The sequence below is a fragment of the Flavobacterium sp. FG19 genome, assembly GCF_057809475.1.
The window spans coordinates 96,615-112,686 of record NZ_JBMDKA010000011.1 but is presented as its reverse complement, the minus strand read 5'-3'; the positions used below and the strand labels follow the sequence as shown (position 1 = coordinate 112,686).

Annotated in this window: 10 protein-coding genes; all 10 read right to left on the bottom strand. The window is 38.2% G+C overall.

Annotation, left to right across the window (positions count from 1 at the left end; all coding sequences use genetic code 11):
* Nucleotides 1-73: 73 nt before the first annotated feature.
* Entirely contained in the window at nt 74-1,678 is a 1,605-nt protein-coding gene (locus ACODST_RS12770) for a RagB/SusD family nutrient uptake outer membrane protein (protein ID WP_488932495.1), read from the bottom strand.
* A 12-nt stretch (nt 1,679-1,690) separates the two neighbouring features.
* Complete coding sequence (locus ACODST_RS12765; RefSeq protein ID WP_488932494.1) at nt 1,691-4,684, bottom strand: SusC/RagA family TonB-linked outer membrane protein; 2,994 nt, start codon at nt 4,682-4,684, stop codon at nt 1,691-1,693.
* A gap of 438 nt (nt 4,685-5,122) precedes the next feature.
* Nucleotides 5,123-5,395, bottom strand: a complete 273-nt coding sequence (locus ACODST_RS12760) for a hypothetical protein (RefSeq protein ID WP_488932493.1) — start codon at nt 5,393-5,395, stop codon at nt 5,123-5,125.
* 19 nt (nt 5,396-5,414) lie between these two features.
* A complete protein-coding gene (locus ACODST_RS12755; protein ID WP_488932492.1) occupies nt 5,415-6,779 on the bottom strand; it encodes a S41 family peptidase in 1,365 nt (454 codons plus the stop codon).
* Nucleotides 6,780-7,553 (bottom strand): hypothetical protein, encoded by a 774-nt coding sequence (locus tag ACODST_RS12750; protein ID WP_488932491.1) that lies wholly within the window; start codon nt 7,551-7,553, stop codon nt 6,780-6,782.
* Nucleotides 7,554-7,596: 43 nt separating this feature from the next.
* Nucleotides 7,597-8,442, bottom strand: a complete 846-nt coding sequence (locus ACODST_RS12745; RefSeq protein ID WP_488932490.1) for a T9SS type A sorting domain-containing protein — start codon at nt 8,440-8,442, stop codon at nt 7,597-7,599.
* Between the two features lie 164 nt (nt 8,443-8,606).
* Nucleotides 8,607-9,908 carry a hypothetical protein gene (locus ACODST_RS12740; RefSeq protein WP_488932489.1) on the bottom strand — a complete coding sequence of 434 codons (1,302 nt, stop codon included), beginning with the start codon at nt 9,906-9,908 and terminating at the stop codon, nt 8,607-8,609.
* A gap of 378 nt (nt 9,909-10,286) precedes the next feature.
* A complete protein-coding gene (locus ACODST_RS12735; RefSeq protein WP_488932488.1) occupies nt 10,287-11,582 on the bottom strand; it encodes a hypothetical protein in 1,296 nt (431 codons plus the stop codon).
* A gap of 173 nt (nt 11,583-11,755) precedes the next feature.
* Complete coding sequence (locus tag ACODST_RS12730; protein WP_488932487.1) at nt 11,756-14,989, bottom strand: TonB-dependent receptor; 3,234 nt, start codon at nt 14,987-14,989, stop codon at nt 11,756-11,758.
* A gap of 78 nt (nt 14,990-15,067) precedes the next feature.
* The gene (locus tag ACODST_RS12725) at nt 15,068-15,919 is read right to left on the bottom strand and encodes a FecR family protein (RefSeq protein WP_488932486.1); all 852 of its coding nucleotides are present in this window, start codon (nt 15,917-15,919) and stop codon (nt 15,068-15,070) included.
* Between the last annotated feature and the right edge of the window lie 153 nt (nt 15,920-16,072).

Genomic DNA, 16,072 nt, shown 5'->3' with positions numbered 1-16,072 from the left:
ATCTATAAGGGATAGCTTTTCAACACTTACAAGTGACCAACTTGCAACCTTAAACTTTACGGTTATGCCCGGATTAATACCCCGGATTTTGTTTCAAATTTTTGTTTGTATTTAATTCTTCTAATCCAATAGGGAAAAGTGTTGTATAATTTCCTTTTGGAACATGATTGTACCAGCTTTTTTTCTGATATACCCCAAAACGGATTAAATCGGTTCTTCTTCTGGCTTCAGCGGCAAATTCCCAGCCTAATTCATCCAAAAATCTGCCATACTGAACTACAGTCTGGTCTCCAGGCTGATCAATCGTTCCGTCTTTAGCCAGTGTACCGTATTTAATGGTTGTATTTCCCTGAAGCTCTGCTCCGGTTACGGCGGCATCGGCAGGATTATCAAAAGATCTCAATCTTACATCGGTAACGATCTGGGCGGCTTCTGTACTTTGCCCTGTTCTTAATAAACATTCAGCTTTCATCATTAAAACATCCGTATATCTTAAGAAAGGAAAATCATTATTAAGACTTCCTGTAGCACCGCGTTGTATCTCAAATTTTCCGCATCTGAAACCTTGTGTTGCATCACATGAATATATACTTGGCATTTCTTTAGTCAAGGCAAATTCAATACTACCAGTATCTGCGTTATATTGATTTCCCATCAGCCAGGTATCTGCCAAACGTTTATCTTTTGGATTATAACTGTCTATAAACTGCGGGTTACAGCTTGAACCTCCCCAAGGCTGTGTTTCCATTCCGAATACTTTTCTATGACCAGGCAACAGCATCTTCATATGAGCACTAAATCCTCCAGCGTACTTCTGGTCATAAGGAATTGCAAAAACCATTTCCGGATTGCTTTCATTGGTCGCGCTGAAAATAGCTTTATAAGAATCTGATTTTTTAAAAAAGCCGCTTGCTATAATCTTATCACATGCCTCGATACATTTCTGCCATTGTGCTGTACCGGAATATACTTCGGCATTTAAATACACTCTTGCTAATACATGATAAGCAGACCACTGGGTCATACGACCATACGTACTTTTATCTACTTTAGCTGACAGATCCGGAATTACCTCATTTAATTCGCTTACAATAAAATTATAAACTTCTACTCTTGTATTCTGTTCCGGAAGTTTATCGCTGTAATTAGGAATAATAGGAACATTACCATGTGTATCGACCAAAATAGAATAATATAGTGCTCTCACGGCTCTCATTTCGGCCAGAATAGCGACTTTCTGCTCTTCACTAATTGGAAACTTTCCGGATTCCATCTGCAGCATAACCCTGTTAGCCGCGTTAATTCCGTTAAAACAGGTAATCCACGTATTTCTGGGCTGCCAGTCAGTTTTTGTCCATTCGTGAAAGTGCATTCTTTTATAAGTTCCTCCATCGTCCCAGCCATTTGGTCTTGTAGGCGTAACAAATGCATCTCCGGGTTCTTCCTGTACATCAAATAACCCCTGCCAGTCCATCACATAACGTAAAGGTGTATAAGCCGAAGCCATAATGGCCACAATATCTGATTCTGAGGCAACAAAATTAGATTCGGTTACTTCTGAGAACACTTCTTCATTCAGGTCTGTACAGCCAGACAAAGACAAGCCTGCTGTAATAATTAAGGCGAAGTATAAAATCTTCTTTTTTAAGAAAGATAATTGATTTATTAAATTTTTCATTTCTCTTATTTTTTAAAGTGTGATATTAAGTCCTAATGAAAATGATCTGGTCGAAGGGTATTTGTCCCTGTCGTCGTTACCCGGAAACAAACCTTCTCTGTTTACCTCAGGGTCAATTCCTTTATACTTTGTGAAAGTGGCCAGATTGTTCCCCGCTACATAAATTCTTAAAGTATCGATAAACTTAACAGTCGATTTAGGAAGTGTAAAACCTAAAGTAATGTTATCGATTTTCAGGAAGTCACCATCTTCAACGTAGTAGCTTACATAACGCTGTACATCATTTAGTACGGCTTTATCATATACTTTATCATAAGCAGAATCTAAAGTGTTGTAAGCAATAGTCGGGTTTTCATAAAACATTCTGGAAAAATTCAGGATCTGGTAATCTGCTGCCCCTCTCAGGTTGATATTCATATCCCAGTTTTTATAGCGTACTGTATTGTTAATGCCGTAATATGATTTTGGAAGTCCGTTTCCTAATATCTGGCGGTCTTCGGTTGTGGCTTCTGTCGCCGGAATTCTTCTTCCGTCGGGTGTTTCAATGATCCAGATACCGTCATCGGTAATATCTACACTTTTCAGACCAAAGAAATTACCAACCGGCTGTCCTTCCTGAATACGGTGTGTTGAAATCTGGATAGGCTCTCCGGTGTATCCCGTATCAAAAAAGTTATTGGTAAGCTGAAATTTATCATTGGATAAGGATACAATTTTATTAGTATTTCTGGAGTATGTTAAATTCGCTGTCCAACTAAAATCTTTAGTTTTTACCGGAGTAACATTCAATAACAGTTCTAAACCAGAATTTTTAATTTCCGCAGCATTAGCGGCTATCGTTCCAAAAAAATAAGGGGGTGTTGGAACGCTGTAATCCATCAGAGCATCTTTTGTAGTTCTTCTGTAATAGTCAACGGCTCCGCTGATACGGCCTTCAAAAAAGCCAAAATCTAAACCAAAATTAAGCTCTTCCTTTCGCTCCCATTTCAAATCAGGATTGGCATTTCTGGTAGGCACCAATTCTCTAATCCATTTTCCGTCATTTAAAAAATAGTCGCCATACGTTAATCCGCTTAATGACTGATAGTTCGTTCCTGCATTAATTCCGGTAATACCATAACCTGCTCTTAATTTTAAATCACTGACCCATTTTGCATTACTCATGAAAGCTTCGTTACTGATACGCCATCCGGCCGAAATTCCCGGGAAATTTCCCCATTTGTTGTCTTCTCCAAATCGGGATGACCCTTCATGTCTGATACTGGCCATTAACAGATACCTGTTATCATAGTTATAGGTCATACGGCCAAAGAATGCAATCAATGTATTAGAGTTTTTATAACTTCCCATTCCTGCTTCTCCCAATTGAAGCCCCTGACCAGAACCTATGTTATTGTACGTAAAGGCATCTGTAGGAAAACGTCTGTTTGTGGCATAAAATCCTTCTGTTACGTTATCTTCATAGTTGTAACCTGCAAGTCCTGTAAAAGTATGTTTCCCAAAAGATTGTTTATAATCTAATGTAAATTCACCATAATTTCCGCGGTAATCTTCTGCGCTTCTGGAAGCAAATCCATCCTGCCCGTATTTTACTGTTGAGACATGGTTTTTAGTCTGGTAAAAACCTCTCATAATTGAATTACCTTTTCTGGTATAAACTCCTTTTAATTTAAAATGCTGATTAAAATCGTAGCTCATACTAAAATCAAAACGCGTATTTCTTAACCTGTTCTCTCCTATTGTTTCTTCTATATAACCAACCGGATTATCATAGAAATAAACATCTCTTTCATTCCATTTTCCATTTTCATCTCTTACAGGTTCTGTAGGATTTCGAATCAAAGCCTGTCTGTAGATATAAGGATTAAAACTGGTTCCGTCTCCTAAAGCATTATAAACCTGTTCACTGGCAATGAAACCAATATTGGTCTTTAATCTTTTATCAAACATCGAATGGCTTACATCTGCTCTTCCTGTCATTCTGGTGTTATCGGACTTTAAAAATATTCCATCACCGCCTTTATAGTTAATAGAGGCACTAATATTGGTTACATCTGTACCACCTCTGAACAATACATTATGTGTTTGGGTAAGTGCTGTACGGGTAATTTCGTCAAGCCAGTCTGTATTAGAACCGAAATCTTTATTGTTGGCCCCGATAAAAGTATAACCTTCAGCCATTTTTTCACGCAGCTGATTCGCATCTAAAAAGTTCATTCGTCTGCTTATTGTTGAAACAGTCGAATAACCATTGTACTCAATAGTAGGTTTAGAATTAAAACTTCCGCTTTTTGTTGTAATGATTACAACACCATTGGTTCCTCGTGTCCCGTAAATAGCTGTTGCTGATCCGTCTTTAAGAACATCGATCGAGGCAATATCTTCGGGCGCCACAGTATTTAAACTGCCGGGTACTCCGTCTACTAAAATTAAAGGAGCACTGCTGCCCGTAAGAGAAGAAAATCCCCTTAACTGAATCTGGGAACCTTCGGTTGGGTCACCGGAAGGTGCTGAAACGGTAAGTCCCGCTACTTTTCCCTGAATTAACTGTGCTGCATCACGTACATTCCCCTGAACAAAATCGGTTGATTTTACAGAAGCAATCGCACTGGTAACATCTCCTTTTTTCTGCGAACCGTATCCAATTAAAACAACTTCTGTTAATTCATTTACATCTGATTCCAGAACAACATTCAGAACAGTTTTACTGCCGGGTTTTACTTCTTTTGTTTTGAGTCCTAAATAAGAGAAAACTAAAATGGCATCATTTCCTTTTGTTACAATTTCAAATTTCCCATCGAAATCAGTTGCCGCGGCATTGGTTGTGTTCTTTTCTAAAACGGATACTCCGGGAAGAGGAAGATTGTCTGCATCTGTAATTTTTCCTGTGATTTTCTGCTGCGAAAATGAAGCAAAAACAACAAACAATAATAAAATTGTAAACAGCTTCCTGTCTCTGTAACAAGACGCTGCAGTACCTTTTAAAGCATGAGTGGTTGGTTTCATAATTTAACGATATTTGGTTAGTGTATTATTAACACTTGTAAAATTATGTTAAATCAGAGTCTAGGAAAATGCTTATATTACCACATGCTAAGACTATATTATCCGTTTTTGCATAATATTTTACATTTACGACCAATCACGTATTATTTACCAACAAATTGGATTTAAAATTTTCACATATCTATTTTTATACCTAAAAAACAGCATTAAACGCAAGAAAACACTAGCTTTTTTTAGATAACCAAATCCTGACCAGATAGCGTAAATACCCTATTCCGCTTAAAATAGTATGAAAAGCTTCTTCAAATTTAAAAAGCTGAAAGCCGGATTTTGTTATGATGGCTTTAGTAAAGATATTCCCCTGCTATTCTTTAAATTCAAAGGAGTCCGTAAAAAGTATTGTTTGATTAAGTCTGAATTACTGCCGCAAAGTATTATTTACTTTCTTCTTTGTGCTTCGCTGTTCAGCTTTCTTAAATTTTTATGAAGTATACTGCGCGTGGATGCTTTTTTGAGTTCGTAACTTCGGGCGCATCTCTGTAATTCGGTAAATAAAACCATAAAACTGCTGTATAATATATCGAGTTCTTCCATATTCTGGTAAATTCGGGTATTGTCTTCCAGTTCCATTTTACTGCTGCAGTAAATGTTTTTATACTTTTTAAATACTTCTACTAAGTTTTGATGTTCTCTTTTATCGATTCCCTGCATAAAGCTGATTATTTTAAAACTACGGAATAAATTCTACCCATCCGGCATCTGCTTTGTTCGCAGATAAAGGCAGCGTTGTTACAATTGCAGATTTTATTCTGGCTGTACCCGGATTCATTATCTTCAAAGCAGCTGCCAGAACTGCTTCAGAAGGATCCCCTAAAGGAAAAATTTCGGGCCGCTGTATTTCGTTGACAGCAATAACAGGCTGTATTCCTTTTGAATAATTTCCTTCGTGTCTGGAATTGTATAATTTATAAATGGCCGGATATAAGGTCCAGCCTCTTTTTCCTGTAATGCGGTTGTCTTCTATTGGAAATCCTGCCACATCTTTACCAAAAGTTGTTTCGCCTATTGTAATGACTTCCATATAAGGTTTCAGGTTGTTTATGATTAATTCTGAAGCCGAAGCAGTATGTTTTCCGCATAAAACAAAAACCCGGTTTATGGAAGGATGAACATTTCGCAGCGCTTCAAAGCTAATCCGGGTTTCGTTGGCTGCTAATGCCTGCTGAAAGGACTGGTCTACGTTTCCTCCATTGGCATTTCCTTCAAATTTGATAAAAAGATCAGCAGGCTGAATTTGAGGTGCCAGAATAATGCTTAAGGCGGCTGCCGAAGCAATATCACCTCCTCCATTGTATCTTAAATCCAGTACCAGTTCTGTTATCGATTCGTTTTTCAGTTTTTCAAAAATCTGAAGGTACAGACCCGCCTGCCCCACATCAAAATGCGGAATCCCGACATAAGCTGTTTTTTTAGTTCCAATTGCGATACTATGATACGGAATGGGCTGCGAAAAGTTATATCCCTGTTCTATGGTAATTTCTTCCGGTTCAGAAAAACCGGATTCCGCTGAATAGGAAACTAACTGTAAACTGATTCGGGAAGCTTCTGCCATTTTAGTATACAATTGTGTATAATTACTCTGGCTTATTTCTGTACCGTCAATTGCGGTAATCAGTTTTCCTCTTTTTAACCCGCTTCTTTTGGCGGGAGAATCTTCGAGTGCATATAAAACGGCTCCGTAATATTTTCCGTTTAATTCAAAAAAGGAAATATCAAAACCAAAACTTCGTCTGAGGCTTTTAGGAGCTGTTTCGGGCAGCTCCGGATGCATCATATAGGAATAAATGTCTTCTTTTTGCAAAAGCCTGGAGAAATACTCTTTGGGATTAAGCTTTAAATTGCTTTTATCCGGCATAGTGGTATTCCACCGGTAATATCTTTTCATCTGGCTGTATATCCAGTCATTTACATATTCATTGGTACCGGCTTCATATTGTATCGGCTCATCATCGTTTTGACAGGATGCCGTAAGTATGAAAACAACGAATAGAAAATTTCTGAAAACAGTGTAATATGTAAAACGCTGGTCCGGCATTTAAAATGAAAAATAATCCGTTAAATTAAGTAAGCCTTCCACATTTTGAAAACCGCCTTCAGCATTGGCTTTTTCTTCAAAAACAATCAAACTGGATTTGTTTTTTTGGGTCACAGTCCTGAAAACAACTCTTCTTCCGGGAACATACGATTCATTGGTGCCGTGTTTTACCAGTTCGATATCAATAATAGGCGGCAAACTAAAGGTGAATTCACAAAAAGTACTAAACTGGTCTGTTTTTATGTTTTCGGAGATTCCCAGCAGTTCCCCGTTCACTTTTCGGATAACGGCATCTAAAGAACCATTATAACCGCTTTTGGAATATTTATTAACTGACGGAAAAATAAATTTATATCCTGTACGCCCCGTTTCAGTTAATTTCCCGGGTTTAAAAGATAAAACATTTCCTATCCAGATATTTTCTTTAGCAAAAAAAGAAAGGGTATCTACCGGTTTGGCTGCTGTAAAAGTATAGGTATGTAAAACCTCCTGTGTGTTTTTATGAATAATTTCGACATTTTTAATGGCATTATCATAAAAAACAAACTCGTAGTTTCTTTCTACTTTTTTCAGAAAAGCGTCATGTTTATCAAAAATGAGCGGTTTTCCGTCTATGGCAATCTGCAATGAATCCTGCATGGCATTATAACCTCGTATCACTATTTTTCCTGCTTTTTGTTCCTCATAAAGCGGAACTAAATTGTCGTTGGTACAGGCCGTAAAAAGAACCACAGGTATAAAAAAAAGAAATATGGCTTTGACTATTTTCTTCATGAAGTATAAAATATTAAAAAGTAACAAGGACTCGTCTTTGCTATTATTGTTTGATAAACTTTATTTTTTTTACGGCATCTCCCTCTTTTATAAGCAGGAAATAAACACCCGAAGCCAAATCACTAACCAAAATTCCTTCTGGTTTATAAGGTGATTCTTTCAACAGTGTACCGGCCGTATTGTATATTTTTAGTGTAAAATCTTCCTGGTTTATAGTGGTTCCCAATTCCAGTTTTACGAAATCGGTTACCGGATTCTGCTTCAGAAAAGTATTCTTTTTATCTTCCTGATTGTCTAATCCTAATCTAGCTGCGGTTATCGAAACTTTATCTATTTCATAACCAATAACAAAATTGGGTGCGCTTAAAAAAGCGAAATATACTTTTGACAGTCCAACGAAAGGTGTAATATCAAAAATATAGTCTTTAAATTCTGTGTCCATTACAGATTCTCTGGTAATCTCTATTGCTCCGACCTGAGAAAACGAATCAGGATCAGTATTGGTTGTAGAAGCGTATAAATACAAAACATCCGGACCGTCGAATATCGCTTTTTGGGCATTTACAGTCATTTCCATGCTTCCGGCATAATACGACAAATCTATTTCGGGCATTATAGCCCAGTTTTTCTGTTCTACTCCCAAAGGAGCACCGCTGGCAAAATCAATATTATAGGTTCCCAGAACTTTATAAGTACCGCCTGTTATGGCTCCATTTTCATCAAGCTGTATATTGTTTCGGGCAATCCAGTTCATTCCGTCACCATCGGCATCCCGTAATATCCAGTCTGATACTTCAGCATCATCAAAATCATCTTCCCAGATGGTAAACTGTGCCGATACCATTCCGGAGGTTAGTAAAAAGAGTAATAAGAGTAGTTTATGTTTCATTTTTTGTTGTTTAAAAGAAGGCTGCCTAAAGAGCGGGAACAGTAGTGCGCTTCTGCCGTAAGATGAGCAATGATAAAGCAGACGGCGTACTGAACTGACCAGCCCTAAAAAAAACATAAACACTCTTTAGGCAGCCTGAACTATTACTTAATAAGGAATGCTAATTAAAAATTAAGAAACTTAGTCCATGTATTGGTCCAGTTTGCTTCTGTTTTAAACGCACCTGTTGCTCCTGTGAAGTTTAATGTACCATTATTGAAGAATGGCTGTGTTAAGCTCCATGCTGTAGCAGGATTAACTGTAGAAGTTGTGCTTCCTAATCCTAATGAAGTACCCGTTGGTAATACAGGATTTGTAAATCCGTGAACTGATAAAAGGCTCCATGAAGAGTTAGCAGGAAGTGAAGGGCTTTCCCATCTGATTCCGGTAACATATCCTGTAACGGTTACGTTAGTAAGGCTTACCTGTCCTAATCTGCGCACATGGATTGCATTTTCGTAAAGAGCAGCATCTGCAGCAGAGCTTGTTCCAATGATAGACATTTGAGAAATTACAGGTCTTGTGATAATTGCTGTAGAAGTTCCTGTAGCATTGTTGTCTAATTCGATACCGTTTGAATCAGGGTTTCCACCGCTTAAACTGTGAGTAGAATTTTTATCGGCAATAGCGATTGCTTTAGTAATTGTACCTGTATAACCAAAATCGAAATCAAAGTTATCATCATCCGGTGCCAAAGAAACTAAGTGAGATGCATTTACAGTTCCCCCAAAGAACTCAAATGAATCATCTCTTCCGTAAGATACCTGTACATAATCTACAGTTGTACCGCTACCAACACCACCAAATGTTAATCCGTTGATTTCAACACCTGTAGCAGCATCCAGAATACGACCTGCAAATTCGATACGAACATATTTCAGGATTCCGGCATTGTGTGCGTTGTTTGATCCACCATAGTAAAAATCAGATACGTTTGGCTGATCTCCTAAACCTTCGATAACGTTTGTAGTTACCCCTGTATTTACCTGAGCGTCTCCTAAAAGGGCAACTCCTCCAAAATCTCCAGGAGTTCCTACTGTAGAAGCATTTCCGTCTAAAAGGTTGTAACTTGTAAAGATAATTGGAGAAGCAGCAGTACCCTGAGCATCAATCTGTCCTGTTTTTGTAACTACCAATACTCCTGTTGCCACTCCGGCGGCTAATGGTTTTGCCTTGATGAAAGTACCTGGCTGTATCGTTAATTTAGCGCCAATTACGCGAACCACTCCGCTGATTTCCCACACTCTGTCATTTGTCCAGGTAGTGTTAGTAGTAATGTTTCCGCTGACAGTCTGTACTGTTGAAGGAACACCTGAATAATCTGCACCGGCAGAAGTCATTGCAAATGATGAATCCGCAGCTGCGTCATCATTCTGACAAGAATGTAAGGAGATAATTGCAATCGCTAATAAAAAAACTTTTTTCATGGTAATTGAATTTTGATTATATTTGCTGCCAAATTTTACATCACAGGTCATTGAGGAGAGCAGCAAATTTTCTTCCCTTTGACCTTTCCTTTTTTGGTAAATACTGTAATAAGTTTTCCGTTTTACCACCGGAAACTTATCCCTTGATTCTTCTTTCATTTTCGGGGCTTCAATGAAAGCGGTACTTCTTTTAAAATTATAAACACCCTGGCAGTTCTGTCTACGTGACAACCTATTTTAACCTGTACGCCATTCTTATGGCCGGGACATTTTTGCGGGTTTCTTACGTGTCAATTTCTACTGTGTCCTTGTCGTAATTTTAAAAGAAACTTTTTTTTAACACTTTATTAACAACAACTTATTATTCTCCATTTGAACCTAGAAGTTGGTAAACTTGGTCCAGGTGTCCGTCCAGCCTGCTTCGGTCCTAAACGCTCCGGTTGTTCCGGTGAGGCTGAGTGAACCATTGTTAAAGAAAGGCTGCGTTAATCCCCAGGCGGCAGCCGTGTTCGAAGTAGATACAGTGCTCCCTAATCCTAATGAAGTACCCGCTGGTAATACCGCATTTACAAATCCGTGAACTGATAAAAAACTCCAGGAAGAATTTGACGGAAGCGAAGGACTTTCCCATCTTATTCCGTGATTATATCCTGTAATCGTGGCATACCTGAGATTTATCTGTCCTAATCTTCTAACATGAATTGCGTTTTCATACAAATTAGCATCTGAAGGCGAAGAAACTCCAATTATTGATAATTCTGAGATTACCGGTCTTGTAATAAGCGGGTTCATAGCATAACCGTAGTAATTATTATCCAATTCGATACCATTGGAATCCGGGTTAAAACCGCTTAAAGAATGTATCGAATTTTTATCGGCTATTGCGATTGCTTTTGTAACAGAGCCTGTGTAGCCAAAATTAAAATCAAAACTATCATCGGCCGGAGCAAATGAAACTAAATGTGATGCGTTTACTGTTCCTCCAAAAAATTCAAACGAATCATCAAGTGCGTAAGAAACCTGTATATGATCGATTACGGTATTACTTCCAACACCGGCACATGTCAGCCCGTTAATTGAATTATCAACATCCAAATGACGTCCGGCATATTCGATTCTGACATACTTTAAAATTCCGCCATTGTGTGCATTATTATTTCCGCCATAATAATACTCCCCTATATAAGGCTGATCTCCCAGACCTTCCACTAAATTAGTACCATTTGATGTGTTAATCTGTGCATCTCCTAAAATAACAATACCATCAAAATCACCCGGTACTGCTATTGTAGCGGCATTATGATCTAACAAATTATAACTTGTAAAAACAATAGGAGCATTTGGCGTTCCCTGCGCATCAATCTGACCTGTTTTTGTAATTACCAAAACTCCTGAAGCATTTCCATAACTTAATGGTTTGGCTTTGATAAAAGTCCCGGGCTGTATCGTTAATCTTGCCCCTCTTACTCTTATTACTCCTTCTATCTCCCAAACCCTGTCATTTGTCCAGGTGGTATTGGTGGTAATATCGCCGCTTACGGTTTGTACGTTAACCGGGAAATTTGTATAATCTGCATTAGCCGCTTTCATTGAAAAAGAAGAATCTGAAACTGCATCTTCATTTTGACAGGAATACAATAGTATGATTGTAAATACGATTAAAATTTTTCTCATGACTCTTAGTTTTATAATCTGCGGTTAAACTTATCTGGAAATTCAGACGGCATAATTTATCCGCCTTTTATATACATTAGACTTTAAAAGAGAGAAAAATCACCCATTTTTTTATCCTTAACAGTTTCTTAATTTTAATCCTTCTAATGTTAAAAATGGGTAATCAAATGGGATTAAAATGTGTAGTTTATGGAGAAATTAAAGGATCTCCCGCTCCAGGCCCTGAATTTTTTCTGATCAATATCCGGATCGTATTTATCAGTTGCACCGGCTCCCAGTGTTTTTTGGTTCCTTGGGTTTGTCCCTATTTCAAAATCCTGTATTTTAGAATAACTATTAAAGTTATTATATGTTTCTATCACGGTATCAAACAGGTTTTTGATTCCCAGTTTTAGTTCTATGTTTTTTTCTTTCAGGAATTTGTAACTCATCTGAAAATCGGTTACGGCATAAGGCATACGGATTTCTTCGGCCTGATAATCAAAACCTACCAAAATATACTGGTCACCTATCGCATTGTGCCTGATACTCAAACCTAAACGCTCACCTATATAATCAAGTCCCAAATTGTAATTATAAGGAGCCTGACCATATAAAGGACGATTGGCTTCATAAAGTCCGCCCGTACCATCAATATTTACATAACCCGTTACTTTTGTTTTATTGAAAGCAGCATTTCCGCATAAAAATATCTTTCTTAAAAGTTCGTCTTCACCAAGGAAAGAGAGGTTTTTGTACACTTCAATCTCAGCACCAAAAAGCTTTGCACTGTCAGAATTCATGTTGTAGATGTATCGTGATCCTCCGTCGTTACCAATTTGAGTGACTCCTTCGATTGGATTTTTTATATTTTTATGATACAATCCAAAGGAAACAATCTCACCCGGCGACGGGAACCATTCCGTTTTAAAATCTATATTATCAACTACCGTAGAAACAATTCCACCTGTATAATTTAAAACCTTTGCATCACGAAGCGGATCATAATACGGCATGTTCAGACGTTCTGCAAACTGAGGTCGTAATACTGATTTATTATATCCTACTCTTAAATTGAGTTTATTGTTCGGACTAACGGTAAGGTTTACCGAAGGCAGGTACTGCCATACTTTATCGTCTTTTTGTACCGTTTCAAAACCGGCTTCGTTATCGGCCTGGCTGGCGATCTGGGTATAAACATAACTTTCGGCACGCATTCCCCAAACCAGTCTTACATATTGGGTCAGTTTATTGTCGACCATTAAAAAAGGAGAATGAATTTTAACATCTCCTATATATTCATTACCGTAAGTCGCAATTCTGTTCCAGCCAAAACCTCCCCAGCGGTAATAGGATCCGTCGAGTAACTGCGAAATTGGAAAATCGACTATAGCACGGTCTGTACCCTGCCCTACAACACTTAAAGAAGAAGATTCCTGCTGGTTAGTCGCCTTTTTATACGTTCCAAAATAACCCGCTTTTATATTATTTTTAAACGAATCGCTGAACTGAAAGGCATAATTAAAATTGATTCCGGCGTTATAATCATTCTCGTCATTCTTGAAATTAGATCTTTTAAAAGCTTCAGGATCGGCGTTGTAAACCAGCTGATAAATCTGAACATCGTCTCCGACTTTTCTTCTCATATTGGTCAAAAAAGCAGCATCTTTAGTATCTTTAGAAATATTTCCAAAGGCTCCAAACCAGTTGATTTCAAGATCACCAAAACGATGGTTTCCTTCTATTTTATTCTGAATAAAAGTCTGGTATACCGGATAATCTGTTTCTCGTGTAAAAGGCAGATAGGTTCCGTTTACAATACCTTCCACATCTCCCGCATAAAAATTCCATCCGGTAATCTGCGTCAGCTGATTGTCGTACATGTGCATATACGTATTTCGCATCGTGATTTTGTGTTTTCCTAACTGAATACCGGCATTGAACATTCCGCCCAGTGTTGAATTGAAGTTGTAAGAGGCTCCGTTGTTCTTAAAACCATATTTTTTAAATGTAGAATAACCATTGTCTTTTTCAGGCGTAAACTCTGAATTGATCATATAACTTCCTCTTTCGGTATGGTCAATCTGAAGCTGGTCCTGTGTATTTTTAAAAACAACAGAACCTACAAAACCCCATTTGTTACCGTCGTTGAGATCATAAACTCTTCCCAGGGCAAACTGCAGGGAAGTTCCGGGAGCAGCATAGGTTTTAAAAGTGGTAAAATTATCCTGAGTAAATCTTTTAGATTGTTCGATAAATGGCCCGGAAGCGGCTTCTGTCTGCGGAATATCAATATTAACAAGTCCCGAAGGATAACTTTTGGTACCATCATCAAAACCAATATAATCGTTTGCTCCTTCCTGTTTGGTCAGACGGTCTTTAAAAGTGCTTCGGCTGTTATAAGAAGTTCCTATAGAAAATGCGGTAAAATCTTTCTTCGGGATATCTTTTGTTTTTATTTCAACATATCCTCCTGCAAAATTAGCATTCATATCCGGTGTGGCATTTTTACTTACCACAACACTTTCAACCATAGCGGTCGGGATAATATCAAAACTAAACTGCTGCTGGTTAGGATCTGTACTAGGCAGGTTTACCCCGTCCATTACTGCCTGGTTCCAGCGTTCTCCCATCGAACGCACCACTACGTATTTATCGTCAATCGTAGTAACTCCTGTAATACGTTTTAAAGTACTTCCTACATCTTTATCCGGTGTACGGGCAATTTGTTCCGCTGAGATTCCGTCAGAAAACTGAGCGGCTTTTTTCTGTTGTAACAGCATTCCTTCTGTAGAGGCAGTCGCTTTTTGAAAAGTCTGTGTTACCACTACTTCATCCAGAGATTCTGCATCGTCTTTAAGCACTACGTTAAGTACTAAAGCTGCTCCTTCTGTTACTTTGATATCGGTTATTTTCTGGGTTTGAAAAGACACATAACTTACTTCCAGTGAATAAATTCCTTCGTCGACGTTAAAAGAATAATTTCCGTCGAAATCAGAGACACCTGCACTGGCCGTTTCGATAATTTTTACCGAAGCACCCGGTAAGGCTAGTCCGTTTTTATCGACTACTTTTCCGGAAATGCTTCCCAGCTTTTTACTGGACTGCTGTTTTTTGTTGACTGCAATATTGGTTTCGTTTCTTCGGAAATTTAAACCGGTCTGATTTTGAAGTTCTTTTAAAAGATCGTCTATCGTAATATTCTCTGCTTTAAGTGTAACCGGCGGTTTGCTGAAATCAATATCTTTTTGATAAATAAAACGATAAGGGGTCCTGGATTCTAAATTCTCAAATATTTCCTGCGGAGAGGCATTTTTAAAATCGACTGATACAGTGCCAGACTGGGAATAAGCACTGGTTATTCCGAAAAAAATGCTGAAAAACAGAATTTGTACAGCAGCCGAAAACTGCCTAAAATAATCATTCATAACTAAATAATTTGTTTTGGGTTGTATATAACTTTGGTTTATAAAATGCGGTGATAAGCCTAAAAAAGACCTGAAAGATTATCTGCTGACGATGTATTTGTTTCCGCCTGCCGGTTTTATAGTAATTTCGAGGGCAAAGGCAATGGTCTGCAGTATTTCTGAAACGCCTTGTCGGGTATCTAATGTTCCTTTTACTTCAAGTCGTTTTAAGTCTTCGCTCGTATACTGCAGGCTGAAAGGATGTTTTTCTTTAAGTTTTTCAATAACAGCTTCCAGAGTCAGGCCGTCAACATCTATAAGAGCTTTTTTCCACTCCGGCTCCAGGATCAGGGCTTTTTGTTTTTTTACCAGATTCTCCTGCGGTACAAATATGGCGGCATAACCTCTTTCCAGAAAAACAGCATTCTGTGTACTTTCGACTTTTACTTTCCCTGTTCTTACATTTACTTCGGCAATATTTCCGTAAGTTTTAACATCAAAAGAAGTTCCCAGAACGGTAGTTTTGATATGTCCGGAACTGATAATAAAGGGACGGGTTGTGTCTCTCGCAACTTCAAAAAAAGCTTCTCCTTTCAGCTTTACGATTCGTTCGTTTGAAGCAAATTTTTCAGGATATTCGATCTGGGTATTTTCATTGACCCAAACTCTGGTCCCATCGGATAATCGCAGCAGACGAATATCCTGAGAAAATGTCTGAGTCGCTATTTGAGGGAGTGAAGAAGAATTAAAAACGGAATATAACTGATAACCGCCAATAGAAATAAGCAGAACTGCTGCTGCAGCTCCCGCCATTATTCGCTGGTAATACAGCCTGCGTTTCTTTACTGTGGCAGACAAAATTGTATTCCACATACGCGTTTTCACCTCTTCCGGGAACAGGCCTTTCTGCGGCAGCTCGTTCCATTCTTCCTGTAATCTGTTTCGTTTCATTTTTTGAGAGTAAAATTTTTAGCTGAGGATAGTCCGTAAAATACCCAGTCAACTACATTAGCCCCCTTTACTTCAAAAAATCACGGGCATTTACACTCTTAATGATTTATTAATACTCAAAAAAACAAAAAACAGATTAAGCCTTTAACAATC